This window comes from Coleofasciculus sp. E2-BRE-01, from assembly GCF_040221695.1.
Taxonomy (GTDB): Bacteria; Cyanobacteriota; Cyanobacteriia; order Cyanobacteriales; family Coleofasciculaceae; genus Coleofasciculus.
The window spans coordinates 54,760-77,584 of record NZ_JAVKEA010000190.1 but is presented as its reverse complement, the minus strand read 5'-3'; the positions used below and the strand labels follow the sequence as shown (position 1 = coordinate 77,584).

Sequence of the window (22,825 nt, the reverse complement as noted above, 5' to 3'; positions counted from 1 at the left end):
TTCACTTCGCCTCGACATCATGGTCGGGCAAAATATCATCTATATCCCGCAATGCTGGGAAGGCAGAATAACTACCCAGACAGATGAGGACGACAATAAACGAGAAGAGGGTCAGTTGAAGTGCCATCCCACTACCTGCACCTGTACCAAACACATTCCCCAAGATGGGAGCGAGACTGCCTCCCGGCATCATCGCTGGCTCAAAAATATAGTCGGCTAAGGGACCAGCAATCAATAGCCCTAGTGGTGAGATGATTCCTTCGAGAAAAGAACTGGCAGCAAACACTCGTCCCTGCACGTTCGGTTCCACTTTAGACAGCCAAAGGGCACTTTCACAGCTATTCGCTAGGGGTTTAAATAAACCCGCACCAAAGTTGGCTCCCATCCAAATAGAGGGCAAACGCCCTAAACCCAAGAACATTTCACCGCTAAAGACTAACGCTCTACCGATTAACAGACCCTGGATGCGACGCTTGGGTCCTCCCCAAAGACTTAGCAGAATTGCTCCCACTAAACCGCCAAGACCAACAGCTCCTTGGACGCTACCGAGTACCGCCGTATTATTGCCACTGCGAGCTAAAATCATCGGTGCAACAACCTCAGATGCTCTATCAACGAAGATATAACTCAGGGCAAAGAGTTGGAGAGCAATGAGACTAGGACGGTTAAACAGGTAACGGAAACCCAACGTCAATTGCTGCCAACGTTTGCCAGTGCTGGCTTGGTTCACTTCACTTGGTTTGGGTTGAGGAATTTTTACGAGGGTTAGCGTGCCGATGGCAATCAGGAAGGTAATGAAGTCAATGATCAAAATGCCGGAAAGACCAATGATGTAGTAGAGTACGCCTGCCAGCGCTGGGGCGAGGACACCAGAGCCAAAGGTCTTCATTGAACCCATAGCACCAACTCTGACGTAATGCTGTTTAGGAACAATTAGGGCTTGGGATGCCGAGAACGCCAGTTCCTGGAGGTAGCCAAACAACCCATTGACAGCACCCGTTAGATAGAGATGCCAAATTGCCAGATTGCCAGTTAGGAATAGCACAAGAATAATAACTGTGGACAGTCCTGCCATGACATCTCCGACAATCATCATCAGCTTGCGATTCCAGTGGTCAATAATGACTCCAGCGAAGGCAGCAGCAATGAGGATTGGGATTTGGGTAAAAAAGGCGAGTAAGGATAAGGGTGTTGCCTCGCCAGTGATTTGCCACGCCCAAATGATCACGGCAAAGTTCGTCATTCGGGAACCCAGGATTGAGGCGACTTGCCCAATCCAAATGATAGTAAATGTGTGTAGGCTGTTCGGTCGATGCTGTGAGTTCATGGCTATTCTCTGTTCCTGAATAAACGCAAGACATCTAATCAGCCTTAGCCATTGTTTGTCTAATTAGCTCAACCCGCTCTTGTGTTTTAAGCAGAGGACAACTTTCACCGGCATGGATTTTTAGAGCCATTCGTTTGAACGCACCCCATCTAAATCAAAGATTCTAGATGGGGACTGCGCTCAACTATTTCGTTCAAAGATACTTAAAACTCCACCGCAATCGTTCCCAAAATCGTGAAAGGAGCTTGGGGAGTGAGAAAGAATCCTTGGGTTTCGTAATATTCGGTGTTGAAAAGATTCTTGAAGTTAACGGCAGCTTGCCAATTGTCTCGTCGATAAGAAAGACGAGCATCTGCTCTGACATAGGATGGAATTTCCAAGCCTGTATTAGGCAGTCGGGCTTCCCTGTCACCGACGAAGAAGACGCCGACACCAAACCCTAAACCCTGCAAACCACCCTGTTGAATTTCATAAGTTGTCCAGAGGCTCGCACTATTGAGCGGGATACCAACCAAGCGATCGCCTTCTGGAATCGTGTTATCCTCACTGACAAAGGCATCAGTGTGAGCGTAGGTGGCGATAATATTCCATCCCGGTAAGATTTCACCTACGATTTCCAATTCAATCCCCCGACTTGTTTGTTCTCCCGCCTGAATGCTGAAGATAGGATCAATTGGATCAGGCGTTAGAACATTTTGCTTGGTGATTTCGTAAAGTGCCAAGTTAGCTGCCAGTCTGCCATCCAAAAACTCTTGCTTCACCCCAATTTCAAATTGTTCGCCCCGTTCGGGTTCAAACGCCTCGTCTGTCCGACTCCTACTGAAAAACTGGGGATTAAATGACTTCGCCCAACTGAAATAAAGGGAGGTGGAGTCAGTTGGCTGATACACTATGCCAGCTCGCGGTGAGAAGGCAAACTCTGATAGATCATTGATGGATTCATCGGTAAAACGGTTTCTGTAGAAGATATCACTCCAGTCCAAGCGACCCCCTACTAGAATTTTTAACTGAGGCAACACCTCAATCAAATCTTGCATGTAAAAGGCAATGGTGTTAGAGCCGTATTCTTCAGCAAAGCTTGGCTCAAAGTCCCCAGGTTCTGCTCCATACTCCGGATCGAAGATATCAATGGAAGCTAGAGGCGCTCCGAAAAAGTCGTAGGTGAATTCATAGCGGCTCAGGTCTAGTCCGAACAGAATTTGATGACCGATAGAGCCTGTCTGCAATTCAGCGATAAATTCGTTTTGTAGCGTATAGTTTTCCTGAGATTCATCGGACATGGAAGCGCGACGGGGCAGGGTGCGTCGATCATCCTCTAAGGGGCGAAGGTTGACTTCCCGGATATCATTGTTGACGATAATAGCGCTGAACCCTTGGCGGAATTTCCAGTTGTCACTAAACTCATGTTGAAAGCTATAGCTACCAAAGAAGGAGTCAACTTCAGCATCGTTAAAATCGGGTTCTCCTAAAAATCGGCTCCGAGGGAGTTCCAGAAATTCCGGTTCTGGTCGAAAGCCACGATCGAAAACGTAGTTATAGTTTTGATACTCAACTTCTGTGGTCAGAGTGGTACGCGGTCCAATGTTCCAAGTTAGCACGGGAGCAATAAAGATACTTTCGTTCTCATTGAAGTCCCGGTAACTGTCTGCATTTTCGTAGGCGACGTTGAGGCGATAAAGCAGCTCTCTATTTTCTGTAAGTGGTCCTGTCAGGTCAATGGTTGGGCGGTAAAAATCATAATTGCCAACCGTCATGCTCACTTCGTAGAAGGGATAGGGTAGGGGCTGTTCGGTTACGGTATTGACAATTCCACCTGGCTCAAGGTTGCCATAAAGAACCGATGCTGGACCTCTGAGAAACTCAACTCGCTCAATGTTACTAACATCACGAGGAGACAAAAAACCGAAATCCCGAAAACCATCGCGGAGGTTTACTCCGGAGCGAAAACCGCGAATAAAGGTTTGATTGGAAGGAAGTCCACCATAACCGACAGACGGTTGTACACCACTGACGTTATCAGCTAATTCGCTAAGACGGGTGACTTGACGGTCTTCAATCACTTCTTGGGGGATAACTTGAATAGATTGGGGAACGTCGCGGATTGGGGTGTCTGTTCTTGTCCCCGTTGTCGCCCTAGGGACGCGATATCCGGTTTCTGGCTCAGCCGTTACCACAATTTCAATTTCTTCTGGGGCATCAGGCGGCATTTCAGCGGTATCCGGGGCAGTTGTCAGGCTGAAGACTAATCCGGATGCACTTGACATTACTTCGGCTGTCGGTATTGTTTCTGTACCCGTCACCGTCACCCGAATACTGTTGACATCCTGCTGTGTTACTATCACTGAGGCAATGCCTTCAACGGGATTGTCTTGGCGAAACGCCTCACCCTCTGGAAGTAGCAGCACGGCATTAGGGATATCAGCAATTAAGGTATTGTCTTCACTCCTGGTTTCGGCTTGCAGCGCGACTCCTTCTGAGGTTTCTAATATGATGTCCAACCCCATCTCTGTTGGGTTAAGCTGTACACCCGTTATTTGGACAAGGTTCCCATCGACTTGGGCAACGACTGCTGATTTCCCTGACTCAGGTTGCTGAACTCGTCCTTTAACGGGGGTCAGGGGAAACTCTATCTCACTAAGATGAGAACGTTCTATTATTGGAGATTGACTGATTGGTGTAACCTCAGCTAAGGCTGACGTTGCCACTAAGACACCAACTGAGTTGCTCAGCAATAAGTACGGCAGTAATTTCGTTCGCTTCATTTCTCTCCTTACACACCCAATTGCGCGATCGCGCCATCTAATTTATTGATAACTATTTGCATCAGCAAGAGCTAAACCTAAACTGGCGCTGTTACCCCTGTCAAGAGAAATATTATGAAGATTTGATAAAGACGGTGATCGGACAGGATCACAATTCTGCCGAAACCCTCTCTAGATAAGGCTCTTGGTCTTTCCGGTCCTCTGGGCAAGATTGGGACAGACTAAGGGAGGCATAAATAAATGAAAAAGATTTTCGATTAAGGCTTGACGAGATTGAGAAACCTGCTGTACTTTAACAGAGGTTAATTAAAAATTGATATCAATAAGCGCGTGGGAAAACGCCATAGCCGTACAGTGCGGCATAACATCTTGTGCTGGCACGGCTATCCGTTGATATCATGTCCGGTCAAACACCCCTAATAAAAACGCCTGAAACCCCTGTTATTGCAGCATTGCAATTATGGGCAATCGTAGGGACATGATATGAGACGATCAAACCAGAGCCTTTGGATAAACTCTTGTCTTGATCACCACAGCGAGCAATCTGTATTAGAAGTACCGAATCGATGGTATCCAGTTTGACGGGATTTGATATCGCTGAAATCGTCAGATGCAAAAGTTCAGGGTTGCACCAAGTATGCAAAGTAAACGCATCCAATCTTCAAGCCTGTGTTCAGAAATCCTCCTGAATAGTTCAACCTGGGTGGATCTGCTGCGTCAACGAACGCTACACCAACCGAACCAAGTGGCTTTCACCTTTTTGCCCGATGGCGAAACCGAAGGCGATCGCTTGACATATCGAGAGTTAGATCGGCAGGCAAGAGCGATCGCCTCTCAACTTCAAGCAATGGGTTTAAGTGGTGAGTGCGCCCTATTGCTGTATCCACCAGGGTTAGAGTATCTGGCAGCATTTTTTGGGTGTCTGTACGCTGGGGTGGTTGCAGTTCCGGCTTACCCACCTCGCAACCAACGGAATATGCCCAGGATACAGGCAGTTGTGGCAAACGCTCAAGCCGCGATCGCTCTGACGACAACAGCAACCTTGTCTAAGGTGCAATCTCTACTTGCTGAAAAAACTGCCCTTGGGGATTTACAGTGGCTGACGACTGATAGTCTGGGCAATGGACTAGAAGAAAGTTGGCAAAAGCCTTCAATAACCACAGATACATTAGCCTTTCTGCAATATACATCAGGGTCTACCGGGACACCCAAGGGAGTCATGCTCAGTCATGGTAACCTGCTACATAATGCCGCCATGACGTACCGTCTCATGGAACATTCGCCTCAGAGTAAATTTGTGTCGTGGTTGCCGACGTACCATGACATGGGGTTAATTGGGGGCATCCTGCAACCCTTGTATGGCGGATTTCCTTGCATCTTAATGCCTCCAGCGGCATTTCTCCAACGTCCTTACCGTTGGTTGCAAGCCATTTCCCGTTACCAAGGTACAACCAGTGGTGGACCCAATTTTGCCTATGAATTATGTCTGCAAAGAATTACGCCAGAGCAACTAGAAACCCTAGATTTAAGTCGCTGGGATGTCGCGTTTAATGGTGCTGAACCTATCCAACCGGAAACCTTGCAGAAATTCTGTACCAAATTTGCCCCCTGCGGCTTTCGTCCGGAAGCCTTCTATCCCTGTTATGGGATGGCAGAAGCAAGTTTGATGGTATCTGGGGGTCGAAAAACGGCTCCACCCGTGTACAAAACGATTCAAGGAGATGCGCTAGAACGCAATCAAGCGATTGAAGCCAGCACCGAGCATCAAAATAAAACAATTTACGCTTTAGTCGGTTGCGGTCAAACCCTACCGGATCAGACAATTCATATTGTTCATCCTGAAACCTTAACCCAATGTCTACCCAATGAGATTGGCGAAATCTGGGTATCCAGTGCCAGTATCGGTTATGGTTATTGGCATCAACAGGAAGAGACAAAAAAAACATTCCGCGCCTATTTATCCGATACAGGTCAAGGACCATTTTTGCGGACAGGAGACTTAGGTTTTTTACAGAATGGGGAACTCTTTATTACGGGTCGATTGAAGGATTTAATTATTATTCGCGGTCGTAATCTTTACCCCCAAGATATTGAACGGACAGTAGAACGTAGTCATCCGTCCCTGAGAACAAGAAGTGGTGCAGCGTTTACGGTAGAGGTTGACAATGAAGAACGATTGGTTGTGGTTCAAGAACTGGAGTTTCGCGCCAAACCTAATATTGAGGAAGTAACCGCCACCATTCGTCAGGCTGTGACTGAAGACCATGAAGTGCAAGTTTATGGAGTGGTTTTAATTAAGCCTGGGAGTATACCCAAGACGTCTAGTGGTAAGATTCAACGTCGTGCTTGTAAAGCTAAGTTCTTGGCAGGCAATCTGATTATCATAGAACGTAGTATCCTGAACGTTGCTGGTTTTGTAGAAACAATTCCTAGTCTTAATCGCGATGCTCTCCTATCTCTTCCACCGGGTGAGGGTCAGTTACTTCTAGAGTCTTATCTTCAGAAGTTGGTGGCTCAGGTGATGCAAATAATACCGTCTAAAATCAACCTCCAGCACTCCTTAAGCAGTTTGGGATTGGATTCTTTAAGAGTGTTTGAGTTGAAAAACCGGATTGAAGTTGATCTGAAAGTAACCGTATCGATAGGGGACTTTTTTGAAGGATTAAGCATTGCCCAATGGGCGATTAAGATACTGGAACAACTGAAATCGGCAGATTGTATACCATCACTCACCCTTAAAAAAGTCCCGACAAACACGAATATTCACCCCCTCTCTTTTGCCCAGCAGCGGCTGTGGTTTATTGACCAATTAGAGCCAGGTAATCCTGCTTACAACATTTCATTTGCTATTCGCTTAGAAGGTTCGCTAAAGGTGACGTTGTTAGAACGCAGTCTTAATGAAATTGTGCGTCGTCACGAAATTTTACGAACCACCTTTTCTATCGTCAATGGTCAACCCGTTCAAATTATCGCTCCTTCTTTAAAGCTAATTCTGTCGGTCGTTGATTACCAAGAACTTCCGGAATTAGAGCGTGAGTCTGAGGCACAGCGCGTCGCAACTCAAGAGAGTCAGCAGCCTTTTGACCTAACCCATGGACCGCTATTGCGTGCCAAACTCGTGCGTTTAGGTCAACAAAAACACAGGCTTCTGCTAACCATGCATCACATTATTTTGGATGGATTGTCGGCAGAGGTGTTCATTCAGGAGATGGTAACGCTTTACAAAGCATTTTTGACCGAAAGTTCTTTGCCTTTACCTGAACTGTCCATTCAGTATAAAGACTTTGTTTACTGGCAGCGGCACTGGCTTCAGGGAGAGCAGCTAGAAACCCAGCTTAACTATTGGAAACAACGACTAGAAGGTGTCCCCGCTGTTTTGCAACTGCCTACAGACCATCCACGACCGGCAGTTCAGACTTTTCGAGGTGCAAGCCAATCTCTAGCGCTACCCCAAACCCTAACCGATAAGCTTAAGGCGCTCTCGCGTCAAGAAGGTGTCACCTTATTTATGGTGCTGTTAGCGGCATTTCAGACTTTTCTCTACCGCTACACAGGGCAAAATGACATTCCTGTAGGCTCACCCATTGCTAACCGCAATCACAGCGAACTCAAAGAGCTGATTGGTTTTTTTGTCAACACCTTAGTATTGCGTACTAACTTAGGAGGAAACCCCAGTTTTCGAGAACTGCTGGGTAGGGTACGTCAGGTGGCACTGGGAGCTTATACTCATCATGATTTACCATTCGAGCAGTTGGTGGAGACACTTCGACCCCAGCGGGATGTTAGTTATAATCCCCTATTCCAAGTATCCTTTACTCTCCAGAATGCTCCACAACTGGAGGAAATTCCGGGGTTAACCCTAAACCAGTTAAAGGTAGATAGCCTAACTTCGCAGTTTGATTTAAGCCTGTTTATTGAAGTCAAACCAGGAGAATTGACTGCCTCCTTTGAGTACAACACTGATTTATTTGAGAATGCTACAATTACCCGAATGTTGGGACATTTTAGTAACTTATTAGAGGGTATTGTCGCCAATCCCGACCAACGCCTTTCGGACTTACCCCTCTTGTCAGAAGCAGAGCAGCATCAACAGCTTGTGGTTTGGAATGATACACAGACAGAATATCCCAAAGATTTGTGTATCCATCAGCTTTTTGAAGCTCAAGTAGAGCGAACACCAGATGCAACTGCTGTAGTTTTTGAGAACCAGCAACTGACTTACCGAGAGTTAAACAACAGCGCAAATCAGTTGGCGCACTATCTGCAAAAGCTGGGCGTGGCACCAGAGGTACTGGTGGGGATCTGCGTGGAGCGATCGCTGGAAATGGTGATCGGACTCTTAGGTATTCTCAAAGCTGGAGGAGCTTATGTACCATTAGACCCCACCTATCCTCAAGAGCGTCTAGCGTTCATGCTGAAAGATGCTTGCGTATCCGTACTCCTAACTCAAGCCAAGTTCGCGAACGCACTTCCTCAACACAACGCTAAGGTGGTGTGCCTAGATGCCGACGGGCAAGTGCTAGCTGATCAGAGTCAAGAAAATCCGATCAGTGGTATAACCCTTGAAAACCTAGCATATCTTATTTATACCTCTGGCTCCACGGGTCAACCGAAAGGGGCGATGAATACCCACCAAGGCTTATGTAACCGCTTGCTGTGGATGCAGGATACCTATCCATTAACAGCCGCAGACAGGGTTTTACAGAAGACACCGTTCAGCTTTGATGTGTCGGTTTGGGAATTCTTCTGGCCGCTGATTGTAGGTGCTCATCTAGTGTTAGCGAAGCCCGAAGGTCATCGAGATAGTACTTATCTTGTCGAACTCATTGCCAAAGAGCAAATCACTACCCTGCACTTTGTTCCCTCAATGTTGCAACTCTTTCTAGAGGAACCCTCTCTAAATGCCTGTCGTAGCATCAAGCGGGTTATTTGTAGTGGTGAGGCACTCTCGGTTGACCTGCAAGAACGATTCTTTGCTCGTCTGAATGCAGAACTGCACAATCTTTACGGACCAACGGAAGCCGCAATTGATGTTACCTTCTGGGTTTGCCAGCCGGGTAGCAAAGAGCGAGTTGTGCCGATTGGTCGTCCCATTGCCAACATCCAAATTTATTTACTGGATCAGCACTTACAGCCTGTTCCCGTTGGAGTTCCCGGTGAGTTGCACATTGGCGGTATTGGTTTGGCGCGAGGTTATCTCAACCGTCCGGAGTTGACAGCCGAGACGTTTATTCCAAACCCCTTTGAACATTCAAAATTCAATCGTCTGTACAAAACGGGTGATTTAGCTCGCTACTTACCCGATGGAACTATCGAATTTCTCGGACGAATTGACAACCAAGTGAAGATTCGCGGCTTCCGTATCGAACTCGGAGAAGTTGAGGCGGTATTGGTCAAACATCCAAGGGTGCGAGAAGTCGTGGTTCTCGCACAGGAGGGCGGTGGTGAAATGCAACTGGTAGCCTATGTCGTTTCCCATAGTGCTGACACTCCTACAACGGACGAACTGCGAAGCTATCTCAAGGAATGGCTGCCTGATTATATGGTGCCTTCTATGTTCGTCTTGCTGGAGGCTCTACCGCTCTTGCCCAACGGCAAAGTCGATCGCCATGCCTTGCCTGCATCTGAAGGTTTACGCCCAATGTTGACAGCGACTTATGAGGCGCCTCGTTCGGAAGTGGAACGTGCGATCGCGACTATTTGGCGAGACGTATTACACCTGGAAAAAGTGGGCATTAATGACAATTTCTTTGACCTTGGCGGTCATTCTTTGTTAATCATTCAGGTTCACAGCCAACTCCGGGAACGTTTTAACTGGAATTTGTCAATTATAGAAATGTTCCAAAACCCAACGATTAAAACGTTGGTGCAATACTTAAGCCAAAAGCAAAAGCAACAGCCTGTTTTTGGGGCAATGCGCGACCGAGTTCAGAAGCAACTAGAAGTCAGCCAGCGACGTAAACCCTTTCACAGATGAAATCTGAAGCCTCAACCCTGATACTAGAGAAAATTTGCCATGATTCAATCTTCATTCTTAAATACCCAAGAGACTAAAATTATCAAAAATGAGCATAATCTGGGGCTTTTGGGACTCTCAACCGCACAAATCATAGAAAAGTTTAAGTCCTGTGGATTCCTTCTGTTTCGAGGATTTGAGGTTGACTCTCAAAAAATGAAAGCCTTTGCCGAACAATTTAGTTCTAGATTTGTTCGAGATGAAACTAGAAGACGTGTTGATTCTAAGGATGGGTTTATTGGTTTGGTAGATGGAGGAACCCATTACATTAGTCCGCACTGTGAACACGCTAATTCTCCCTTTCGACCTGATGTTATTTGGTTTTGCTGTGTCGTACCCGTAGCACAAGGGGGTGAAACATTAGTTTGGGATGGCGTGCGGGTGTGGCAGGACATGAGTGAAGAGTTAATGGCGTTGTTTATTGACAAGAAAATAAGGTTTTTTCAAAAATTTCCTGCTGCCGCTTGGAGACATTTTCTAGGGACAGGCTCTACGCTTGTTGATGTAAAGAGGACTCTTGATGGTCTTGAGGGAGTAAGTTATCAGATTAACCCCGATCAATCCGTTTCTCTGGACTATGTTTGCTCGGCTGTGGTAAAAAATAAATATGGGAATCATGAGGCATTTGCGAATAGCCTAATTTCAGAGTATAAAAATCCCAGGGGAGTCGTAACATTTGAAGATGGTTCACCGATTCCTGAGACAGTTATCAATGAAATTAAGGAAATCATGAATAGGTTAACGGAAGTGATACCGTGGCAATCCGGTGACCTAGCTATGATTGATAATTCAAGATTTTTGCATGGTCGTAGAGCCTTTAAAGATACGAGAAGACGAATTTTGACTACTTTAAGTTACCTTAAGTAAAACATTAATTCCAGAAAAATCATTGATTGGCTCAACCCGATAAATAAGAAAAAGAGAGTATGGAAGCTTACGGAACAGTGGAAGAAATAGCCATTATCGGTATGGCAGGTCGTTTTCCTGGAGCGAAAAACCTTGAAGAGTTTTGGAAAAACCTGCAAACCGGATTAGAATCGATTTCAGTTTTTACGGATGCTGAATTGATAGCATCGGGAATAGATCAGGCAGTTTTAAACAACTTAAATTATGTAAAAACTGGTGCAATAGTAGAAGATATTGAATTATTTGATGCTTCATTCTTTGACTTTAACCCTAAAGAAGCTGAAACAACCGATCCGCAACACCGCCTGTTCTTAGAGTGTGCGTGGGAAGCTCTTGAAAAGGCGGGCTATGATTCCCAAAGGTGTAAGAGTCGGATTGGAGTTTATGCAGGTGCAAGTCTCAATAATTATCTGTCTTTTGATGTAAACCATGACAAAGTAGGCTCAGCGAAATGCTACCAGACCTTGATTGGTAATGATAAAGATTTCCTCACGACTCGTGTTTCTTACAAATTAAATCTAACGGGACCAAGTATTACTGTTCAAACCGCCTGTTCTACATCATTAGTGGCGACAACACTGGCTTGCCAAAGTTTGCTCAATTACCAATGTGATATGGCGTTGGTTGGTGGGGTGTCAATCCGGGTACCCCAAAAAACTGGCTATCTCTATGAAGAAGGAGGAACGTTATCTCCCGATGGTCACTGCCGTGCTTTTGATGCCAAAGCACAGGGAATCATCATTGGTAATGGTGTGGGAGTTGTTGTTTTAAAGCGACTGGCAGATGCGATCGCTGATGGTGATTGTATTCAGGCTGTGATTAAAGGTGCAGCCATTAACAACGACGGTTCTTTGAAAGTTGGCTACACAGCACCTAGCGTGAAGGGTCAAGCCGAGGCGATCGCAGAAGCAATGATGCTGGCAAGAGTAGAGCCTGAAACCATCAACTATATTGAAGCCCACGGCACAGGAACAGCCCTGGGCGATCCCATTGAAATTGCCGCACTGACTAATGTTTTTCGTGCCAGCACTGAGAAAAAGGGCTTCTGTGCCATTGGTTCAGTTAAAACCAATATCGGTCATTTAGATGCAGCCGCAGGCATAGCAGGACTTATCAAAACCGTTCTAGCTCTCCAACACCAGTCAATACCACCCAGCCTGAATTTCAACGAACCCAATCCCCAGATTGATTTTGCCAATAGTCCTTTTTACGTCAATACTACGCTAACCGAATGGAAAGCCGGATTAACCCCTCGCCGTGCTGGCGTTAGTTCTTTGGGTATAGGTGGAACAAACGCCCATCTGGTTCTCGAAGAAGCCCCAGTGTTACCAGCGTCTAGTCCGTCTCGCCCTTGGCAGTTGTTACTCCTCTGTGCCAAAACGGAGTCGGCACTGGAAACTGCCACAGAGAATCTCGCCCAACACCTCAGACAAAATCCTCACCTCAACTTAGGGGATGTGGCTTATACCCTGCAAGTGGGACGCCGGGAATTCAACCATCGTCGCATGTTGGTTGGTCAGACGATTGACGATACAGTCAAGTTGCTCGAATCCCTAGAACCCCAGCAAGTTTTGACCCATTACCAAGAACCAGGCGATCGCCCTGTTGTGTTCATGTTTCCTGGACAGGGTACTCAGTATGTGGACATGGGTAAAGAACTATACCAACGTGAGCCAAAATTTCAGCAACAGGTTGACTACTGCTGTGAAGTACTCAAACCTCACTTGGGGCTGGATTTGCGATCGCAAATCTATCCGAACAAATCAGAAGCACTAGCAGCAGCCAAGACACTGAAGCAGACTGACATTACTCAACCAGCCTTGTTTGTCATTGAGTATGCCCTAGCTCAGTTGTGGATGTCATGGGGTATTTCCCCCCAAGCCATGATTGGTCACAGTATTGGGGAATATGTTGCGGCTTGCCTTGCTGGTGTAATGTCTCTCGAAGAGGCTTTAGCACTAGTGGCTACCCGTGGGCGATTGATGCAGCAGCTACCCACGGGTGCAATGCTTTCCATTCCACTATCAGAGACAGAGGTTAATACATTACTTAGTGAAGGGTTATCCTTAGCTGCTACCAACGAACCCGCCTCCTGTGTCGTTTCGGGTTCCCATGAATTAATAGATGCATTTCAAGAAAAACTCGCGGCTAAAGGCGTAGACTGTGGTCGTCTTCATACCTCCCATGCCTTTCACTCCTCAATGATGGACTCTATTCTGGAGTCTTATAAGGAACAAGTCCAAAAAGTCAAGCTCAATCCTCCCAATATTCCCTTTATTTCCAACGTCACAGGACGCTGGATTACAGCCACAGAAGCCACTGATCCCCATTACTGGGCTAGACATCTACGACAAACTGTGAAGTTTTCGGCTGGCATTACCCAGTTACTCTGTGAACCCAATCACATCTTCCTAGAAGTGGGTGCTGGACGTACCCTGTCTACTTTGGTTAAAAAGCATTTCAATCGGGCAGATGAACCGATGATACTCTCTTCACTACGTCATCCTCAGGAGGAATACTCCGATGTAAAATTCTTGCTGAGTACACTGGGTAAGCTCTGGTTAATGGGAGTTCCAGTAGACTGGTCTAGCTTTTACGCTTCCGAACACCGCCACCGACTCCCTTTACCCACCTATCCATTCGAGCGTCAACGTTACTGGATTGAACCCCAGAAAAAACCAAGGGATTCTGCTTCAGCAGACTATAAAAAGCCAGATATTGCAGACTGGTTCTATGTCCCCGTCTGGAAACAAGCGATTACACCGATTAGAGAACAGATAGAGCCAAAAAAATACTGGCTAGTCTTCGTAGATACGGGTCAAATCGGCTCACAAATTGCCAAACATCTAGAACTGAGCAATCAAGATGTCATCACTGTAGTTCCAGGAGAGCGGTTTAGCAAACTTGGCGAAGGCAAATATACTATCAATCCCCAGCAGCCGAATGACTACGACGCCTTGCTCGAAGATTTGCAACTATTAGACCAAGTTCCTGACGAAATTATCCATTTATGGAGTCTCACACCGAATGAGCAGAGACACTCGGGAATCGAGTTTTTTGAAAATTGTCAAAATCTTGGTTTTTACAGTTTGCTATTCCTGGCACAAGCGATTGGGAAACAAAATATTACTTCTTCCATCAATATCCTGGTCGTCACTAACGATATTCATGACCTTACAGGTGTTGAACGATTAACTCCAGAAAAAGCCACTGGGTTAGGAATGGGCAAAGTTATTCCCCAAGAGTTTCCTAACATCACCTGTCGAAGTATTGATGTTGTTCTTCCCGCTTCAGGAACTTCCCAGGAGAATCAACTGATAGACCAACTAATAGCAGAATTGACGGCTAAAGCATCTGAGTCAGTGGTTGCCCACCGTGGACATCATCGCTGGGTACAAACCTTTGAGCCAGTTCATTTGGATGAGAAGGTGGACGGATCAAAAACTCAGTTGAGGGAAGGAGGAGTCTACCTAATTACTGGTGGATTAGGAGGTATTGGTCTTGAGTTTGCCCAATATTTAGCTCAGACAGTGCGAGCCAAATTAATACTCCTAGGGCGTTCGGCTTTTCCGAACACAGATGAATGGGAGACATGGCTAAAGACTCATGATGAACAAGACCCAGTGAGTCGGAAAATACAAAAACTTCAGGCACTTAAAGACGTAGGGGCAGAAGTTCTGGTTCTCAGCGCTGATGTTGCTAGTGAGTCACAAATGCAAGCAGCGATCGCGCAATCTCTCGAACGCTTTGGTCAAATTGATGGAGTCATCCACGCCGCTGGACTTAAATTATTGAGTACGATTAGGGAACTCAATAAAATTGAGTCTGATCAGCAACTGAGAGCCAATGGACATGGACTGTTTGTCTTAGAAAAGGTTTTGCAGGGAATCGAGCTAGATTTCTGCTTGCTTATTTCTTCCATATCCTCTGTTGTAGGAGTGTTAGGTATGGCAGCTTATCCGGCAGCACACCTATTCACCGATGCGTTTGTTTACAAGCATAATCAGGAAAACTCTGTTCGCTGGATTAGTGTTAATTGGGATAATTGGTTAACAAGGGAATTAGCCGAGCGATTAACGACTAGACCAGAGATATCAACTGAATTGTTCATGACACCGGAAGAAGGATTGGAGGTATTTAAACGTGTATTATCCTTAGATACAGTGACTCAAGTTGTAACCTCTACTGTCGATCTAAACGCGAGAATCGAGCAGTGGACTAAGGGGAAATCTGTAGAAGATAATCAAATCAATTCTCCTTCACTTTACTCAAGACCCAGTTTACCGAGTACATACATTGCTCCCAGAAATGAAGTTGAGCAAACTCTTGCCAACATTTGGCAAGAAATCCTGGGTATTGAGCAAATCGGCATCTACGACAACTTTTTGGAGTTGGGAGGGGATTCTCTGCTCAGCATTCAGATTACTGCCAGAGCCAATAAAATGAATCTGCGTCTGACTAATCAGCAGATATTTGAATATCCCACGATCGCTGAGTTGGCAGAGGTAGCCAGCAAAACCGAGACGATTTTAGCCGAACAGGGCATAATCCAAGGACTCGTCCCTCTAACACCGACCCAGCACTGGTTTTTTGAACAGAATCGACTTGACGTCCACCATTGGAACCAGGCAATTTTGCTGGAGGTGCAACAACCTCTGAATCTAGAGCGATTGGAGCAGGTGGTGCAGCATTTGCTCATACACCATGATGCGCTCCGTCTACGTTTTTTACCAGAGGAATCAAGCTGGAAGCAGGTTAATGCCAGTCCTAACGGCGTTGTCCCTTTCTCCAAAATAGATTTGTCAGCCCTATCACCGGGGTTGCAAGAACAGGCTTTTGAGGCAGCCGCTAGCGAGTTACAAGGGAGTTTTAACCTTGGATCAGAACCATTAGTAAGAGTTGCCTTTTTTGACCTAGGAGAAGACAAACCAAATCGGCTGCTGTTCATAATCCACCATCTGCTTGTGGATGTTGGCTCTTGGCGAATTTTGCTGGAGGATCTGGAAACAGCCTACCAACAGCTCAGCCAGGGTCAAGCGATTCAGCTTGCGCCTAAGACGACTTCATTCAAACAGTGGGCTGAACGGCTCACGGAGTACGCCCAGTCAACGGAATTGCAACGGGAGCAAGTCTATTGGTTGGCAGCCTCTCGTGAATGGGTATCACCACTGCCAGTGGATGATCCAGGAGGTGATAACATTGTAGCATCAGTTCAGACTGTGTCAGTAACCCTGAGTGTGGAAGAGACACAGACGTTACTAGAGACAGTCTCAGCCGCCTATCGAGTGCAGATTGAGGACGTGCTGCTTGCCGCCTTAGCACAGGCTTTTGCCAAGTGGACTGGAGTGCGATCTGCGCTTCTCCCAAGGGGAGACGCCAAGGGCGAACGCAGCAGCGCTTCGCTATCGCTGTTGGTTGACTTAGAAGGAAATGGTCGGGACGTCATCTTTGATCGTGTGGATGTGTCACGGACAGTAGGCTGGTTTACCACTATTGCCCCCGTGCTTTTGAACATTGGCGAAGAGGCTCCCCCCCAAGAAGCCTTGAAGCAGGTGAAAGAGCAACTCCGTAACTTTCCTAATCAAGGCATTGGCTACGGTGCGCTGCGCTACCTGAATGAGGATGAGATCATTACCGAACAATTGCGATCGCTCCCAGAAGCAGAGATTCTGTTCCTCTATCTCGGTCAACTCGATCAAACTTTACCTGAGTCTTCGTTATTCGAGATGTCTCAACAATTTAGCGGCTCAACTTGCAGTCCCCGTGGCAAGCGAAGCCATCTGTTCGAGATTAATGGGTCGATTGCCCAGAGTCAGCTAAGAGTGGATTGGAGTTATAGCGAGAATGTGTATCGAAGGGAAACAGTTGAGGGATTATCTCAAGAGTTTGTCGGAGTGTTGCGATCGCTGATTACCTCCTGTCAATCATCTTCAGTAGAAAACTATACGCCTTCTGACTTTGCACAGTTCAAGTCCAGCCAATGGAACCAAGCTGACCTCGACAACATTCTGGCAGCTATTAATAAATCTGAAAGTTTTGAAAAACAATGAAAAACGTCGAAGATATCTACCCACTTTCACCCATGCAGCAGGGGATACTGTTTCACACCCTCTATGCGCCAAAATCGGGAATGTATTGTGAACAGTTCCACTTCACCATTCATGGAGATTTGAATATCTCAGCATTCCAACAGGCTTGGCAGCAGTTGATAGAGCGTCACCAGGTTTTACGAACCTTCTTCATTTGGGAAGAAGTTAAAGAGCCTGTTCAGGTAGTACAGAAACAAACGAGATTGCCTTGGGAACAGTACGATTGGCGACAGTTGGCGACAGTTGAAAAACAAAAGCGCTTAGAGGATTTTCTCAAGGAAGATCGAGAGGGGGACTTTAAACTTTCTCAGGCACCACTGATTAGGTTAGCTTTAATCCAGTTAGCTGAAGATGAATATCAATTCATCTGGAACCGCCACCACCTGTTAATGGATGGATGGTCTACACCTCTAATTTTCGAGGAACTCTTTGCTTTTTATAAAGCCTTTAGCCAAGGTCAAACTTTGCACCTAGAGCAACCCCGTCCTTACCGGGACTATGTAGCCTGGGTACAGCAGCAGGATTTATCTCAGGCTGAAAAGTTCTGGCGGCAACGGCTCAAGGGCTTTACTACAGCAACTTCTCTTAGGGTCGATCGCAAGCCGAGCAGCTCGGTTAGCCAAGGCAACAATTATGACAATCAAAACATTCAACTATCGACGGCAGAAACAGCAGCATTGCGCTCTTTTGCTCAGCAGCAACAGCTAACGCTGAACACGTTGATGCAAGGAGTCTGGGCGTTACTTCTGAGCCGTTACAGTGGCGAGAGTGATGTTGTCTTTGGGGCAGTTATGTCCGGGCGTCCGCCCACTCTAGCAGGAGCTAAGTCGATGGTGGGGGTGTTTATCAATACCCTACCAGTGCGGGCGTACATACATTCAGAGGAATTGCTCTTACCTTGGCTAAAGCAGCTTCAAAAACAGCAAATTGAGGCGCGTCAGTACGAGTACAGCCCACTCATAGAAATTATGAGATGGAGTGATATAGCTCCTGGGTTGCCTCTGTTTGAGAGCATATTGAACGTTCAGACGTACCCCAGTGATTTTTCCTCGCAACAGCTAAGCGGTAATCTTAAAATTTCTGAAATTCGTACTTTTGGGCAAAGCCATTATCCGCTAACGGTGTCGGTGGAAGTGAATTCAGAGTTATCGCTAGAGATTTTCTACGATCGCGATCGCTTCGACAGCGACACAATATCTCGGATGCTGGGGCATTTTCAGACTTTGCTAGAAGGTATTGTTGCTAATCCTGAGCAGCGTCTGGCAGACTTGCCTATCTTAACAGAAGTAGAACGGCAACAACTCCTGGTGGAGTGGAATGCTACACAGGCAGATTATCCCCAAGATTTGTGCATTCATCAGCTATTTGAAACTCAGGTGGAACGGACGCCTGATGCCATTGCCGTAGTATTTGAAGACCAACAGTTAACCTACCGAGAACTCAACACCAAAGCTAATCAGCTAGCGCACTATCTACAAAAGCTGGGCGTAAGGTCAGAGGTACTGGTGGGTATCTGTGTAGAGCGATCCTTGGAAATGGTCGTCGGACTGCTGGGTATCCTCAAAGCCGGGGGAGCCTACGTGCCGCTCGACCCAACCTATCCATCGGAGCGGCTAGCCTTCATGTTATCGGATTCCCAAGCACCGTTACTGCTGACCCAAAAGCAGTTACTTCAACGACTGCCTGAACATCAGGGGCATATCATCTGTTTAGATGAAAAAGGGGAAGCTTGGGAAATGATTAGCCAAGAAAATCCTGTGAGCAACGTCACACCGGAAAACTTGGCTTACGTCATTTACACATCAGGTTCTACCGGGAAACCCAAAGGGGTGCAAATTCCTCACACTGCCGTCGTCAACTTCTTAAAGTCGATGGAGTGTAAGCCAGGATTAACAGAGTCTGACACGCTCTTAGCGGTTACTTCTATATCATTTGATATAGCTGCCCTAGAACTGTACCTGACCCTAATGGTTGGTGCACGGCTTGTATTGGTTAGCCGCGAAGTAGCCACGGATGGTAAAAAGCTTAGTGCAAGGCTGACTGCTACTGGTGCTACTGTTATGCAAGCTACTCCAGCTACTTGGCGAATGCTTCTGGCTGCTGAGTGGCAAGGTAGTTCTCAGTTGAAAATCCTTAGTGGTGGAGAAGCTTTACCCAGTGATCTGGCGAAGCAGTTACTAAAAAAAGGTGCTTCCGTTTGGAATCTTTATGGTCCGACGGAGACTACTATTTGGTCAACGGTCTATAAGGTAGAAACGACAGAACGATCTGGTGCCTTAGCGAGCATCGGACGACCGATTGCCAACACCCAGATTTATTTGCTCGACTCCCAAGGACAACCTGTACCTATTGGTATTCCTGGTGAGTTACACATCAGCGGTGCTGGACTAGCACGAGGCTACCTCAACCGCCCAAATCTGACCGCTGATAAATTTATTCCCAACTCCTTTGCGTATCTTGATGACCAACCTGGCTTTTCACGCCATCTAGAAAAATCTACATCAGACCTAACCCCCCAGCCTCCTGCGAGGGGGGAGAATTCAAAGCCTTCTCAAGAGCAGGAGAGAGGTTTGGAGAGAGGTTTGTCCGATCCCGTGAAAAGTAAGGATGACCAACCTACGAGAGTTTACAAGACTGGCGACTTAGCTCGTTATCTCCCAGATGGAACAATTGAGTACCTTGGTCGCATCGACCATCAGGTAAAAATTCGCGGCTGCCGCATTGAGCTAGGAGAGATTGAAGCCGTACTGAGCCAACACCAAGCCGTGCAACAAGCTGTGGTTATAGCGAGGGAAGATGAACCTGGCAACCAGCGCTTGGTAGCCTATCTTCTGGCTCAGACATCGTTAGATGGCATCATTCACGAACTGCGTAACTTATTAGAGGAAAAGCTACCGAATTACATGATGCCGTCGGTTTTTATGCAGTTAGAGGTGCTACCGCTGACACCCAACGGCAAGATAGCTCGTAGTGTTCTGCCCGCACCTGATATCGCTAGCTCCTATCTGAAAAGCTCTTTTGTCGCACCTCGCGATTCCCTTGAACAAGAGCTAGCTAGGATTTGGAATCAAGTTCTTGGTCTCAAGCAGGTAGGTGTCTACGACAATTTCTTTGAGTTAGGTGGACATTCACTCTTGGCTACTCAGGTGATTTCTCTCCTACGAAAAACCTTCAAGGTAGAACTACCGCTACGCTGCTTGTTTGAGTCACCGACTATAGCTGGACTGGCTAAGAGCATCCAAGAGCTAATGAAGGCAGAACTAGAACAGAAGGCTTCTACCATTGAGCGTGTCTCCTCCCGACAAGCTAAGCAGCCCCTATCCTTTGCCCAACAGCGACTGTGGTTACTAGAGCAACTACAGCCAAACAGTGGTATTTACAATACTCCTGCTGCCGTGCGCCTAGTTGGGGAACTCAATATCACTGTACTAGAACAGAGTTTCAATGAAATCGTGCGTCGTCACGAAGGTCTACGAACGACCTTTTCCCAAACTGATGGGCAACCCGTTCAAGTGATAACCCCAGCCCTCAATCTGAGCCTGCCCATAATAGATATTTGCGATTGGCAAGAAGCTGCACGAGAAGCTGAGGTTCAGCGCCTAGCTCGTCAAGAAGCCCAACGCCCTTTCAACCTGGTTCAAGGACCACTTCTGCGATACACTCTCCTACGCCTTGACGAGAAAGAGCATGTCCTATTGTTCACAATTCATCATATTGTTTCAGATGGTTGGTCAATAGGTGTGTTGGTACGAGAGTTAGCCGCACTTTACGAAGCCTTTTGTGGCGGTAAGCCCTCCCCTCTACCAGAACTGCCCATCCAGTACGCAGACTTTGCCGTTTGGCAACGACAGTGGTTGCAAGCAGAGGTACTTGAAGCCCAACTCGCTTACTGGAAGCAGCAATTGGGTAGTAATCTACCTGTGCTGCAATTGCCTACAGTTCGTCCCAGAGAAGAAGTAAAAACCAACCGAGGTGCTACTCAATCGTTCCGAATTCCCGCCAATCTATCCAAAGCGCTCCAAACACTCTCGCGCCAAGAGGGAGTCACCTTGTTCATGACTCTGTTGGCAGGTTTTCAGGTACTGCTACAACGCTATACCGATCAAGATGACATTGTTGTCGGCACTGATGTTGCCAACCGTAATCGGGCTGAGACAGAGCCATTGATTGGTTTTTTTGTCAACTTGCTGGTCTTGCGTACTGACTTGAGTGGAAACCCCAGTTTCCGAGAGTTGCTTAAACGAGTACGGGAGGTAGCCTTAGGAGCTTATGCTCATCAAGATTTACCCTTCGACAAATTAGTAGACGCTCTACAGCCTAAGCGAAAATCGAGCCACACTCCCCTATTTCAGGTGTTGTTTGTACTTCAAAATGCCCCGATGCCGCCTTTGGAATTACCAGGACTAACGCTAAGCTTTCTGGAGGTCGATAACGAAATAGCAAGGTTTGAGCTGATTTTATTTCTGACAGAAAGGGATCAAGGCATTGAAGGAAAGTGGCAGTACAATGCTGACTTGTTTGAATCCGCCACTATCAACCGTATGTCAGGTCAGTTAGAGACGCTACTCAAGACCATTGTGGCGCAACCTGATGCCAAAATAAATACTCTAGACATGATCCCGGAAACTGAAAAAGAACAACAAGCTGTAAAAAAACAGAATAAAATCACAAAACTCAAGCAGTTTCTAGCCGTTCAACCTCAAGCTGTAGACTTATCACAAGCGAAACTGATAAAAACGGGTTATTTACCGACCAAGGAAACATTGCCTTTTGTAATTAAACCGAATATTGAAGAGGTTTGTATAATACAATGGGTCAAGAGTAATCGGGAATTAATAGAAAGTGAACTCTTAAAGCATGGCGCTATTCTTTTCCGAGGATTTGATATTAGCTCAGTCTCCGAGTTTGAAAGGTTAGCTGAAGCTATTTGTCCAAGTTTATTTGGAGAATACGGTGATTTACCGCGTGAAGGAGTTTCTGGAAAAGTTTACGGCTCGACCCCCTATCCTTCCGACCAGGCTATCTTATTCCACAACGAAAGTTCTCATCTGCACTGCTGCCCCCAAAAAATCTGGTTTTTCTGCGTAAAACCGTCTCAATCAGGGGGAGAAACGCCGATAGTTGACTGTCGAAAAATCTTTCAATTACTTGATCCAAAACTGCGAAAAATATTTGATAAAAAGCAGTTAATGTATGTCCGAAACTACACCAATGGTTTGGATGTAAGCTGGCAAGACTTTTTTCATACCACTGATAAGAAGAAAGTGGAGGACTATTGTCGCAAAGCATCAATTCATGTTGAGTGGAAACCCGATGGAGGCTTAAGAACTCGTCAGGTGCGTCCGGCAATTATCCAGCATCCTCAGACGGGTGAGTCGGTATTTTTTAATCAAATCCAGTTACACCATGCCTCTTGCCTAAAACCAGAAGTTAGGGAATCCTTACTCTCTACATTCAGTGAAGATAATCTTCCACGGCATGTTTACTATGGTGATCACTCGCCAATTGAAGATTCTGTCATTGAAGAAATTATGGCAGTTTACCAAAAAGCTCAAGTGAGCTTTCCTTGGCAGAGAGGAGATGTGTTAATGCTAGATAATATGCTGACTGCTCACGGACGCAATCCTTACGTAGGCGATCGTAAGATTGTGGTGACAATGGGTGAAATGGTTTAAGGGGCTTAATTCACATAAGTATTAGGTAAAGAGGATCAAGAGCCTGCTTT

6 protein-coding genes are annotated in these 22,825 nt (G+C 46.4%); 4 read left to right on the top strand and 2 right to left on the bottom strand.

From position 1 onward, the window contains the following. Position 1: 1 nt before the first annotated feature. Positions 2-1,327 (bottom strand): MFS transporter, encoded by a 1,326-nt coding sequence (locus tag RIG66_RS23765; protein WP_446381170.1) that lies wholly within the window; start codon positions 1,325-1,327, stop codon positions 2-4. Between the two features lie 203 nt (positions 1,328-1,530). Next, positions 1,531-4,089, bottom strand: coding sequence for a TonB-dependent siderophore receptor (locus RIG66_RS23760; protein ID WP_446381169.1), 2,559 nt, complete (start codon positions 4,087-4,089; stop codon positions 1,531-1,533). Positions 4,090-4,726: 637 nt separating this feature from the next. On the opposite strand from RIG66_RS23760, the gene RIG66_RS23755 reads away from it, so the two are divergent. From RIG66_RS23755 to RIG66_RS23740, 4 genes are read left to right on the top strand one after another with little or no spacing between them, the layout of a single operon-like run. Next, entirely contained in the window at positions 4,727-10,066 is a 5,340-nt protein-coding gene (locus RIG66_RS23755) for an amino acid adenylation domain-containing protein (RefSeq protein ID WP_446381168.1), read from the top strand. Positions 10,067-10,105: 39 nt separating this feature from the next. Beyond that, positions 10,106-10,972 carry a TauD/TfdA family dioxygenase gene (locus RIG66_RS23750; protein WP_446381167.1) on the top strand — a complete coding sequence of 289 codons (867 nt, stop codon included), beginning with the start codon at positions 10,106-10,108 and terminating at the stop codon, positions 10,970-10,972. Positions 10,973-11,031: 59 nt separating this feature from the next. Continuing rightward, positions 11,032-17,061 (top strand): SDR family NAD(P)-dependent oxidoreductase, encoded by a 6,030-nt coding sequence (locus RIG66_RS23745; RefSeq protein WP_446381166.1) that lies wholly within the window; start codon positions 11,032-11,034, stop codon positions 17,059-17,061. After that, entirely contained in the window at positions 17,058-22,775 is a 5,718-nt protein-coding gene (locus RIG66_RS23740; RefSeq protein WP_446381165.1) for an amino acid adenylation domain-containing protein, read from the top strand. The genes RIG66_RS23745 and RIG66_RS23740 overlap by 4 nt, the downstream gene beginning before the upstream one ends. Positions 22,776-22,825 lie beyond the last annotated feature (50 nt).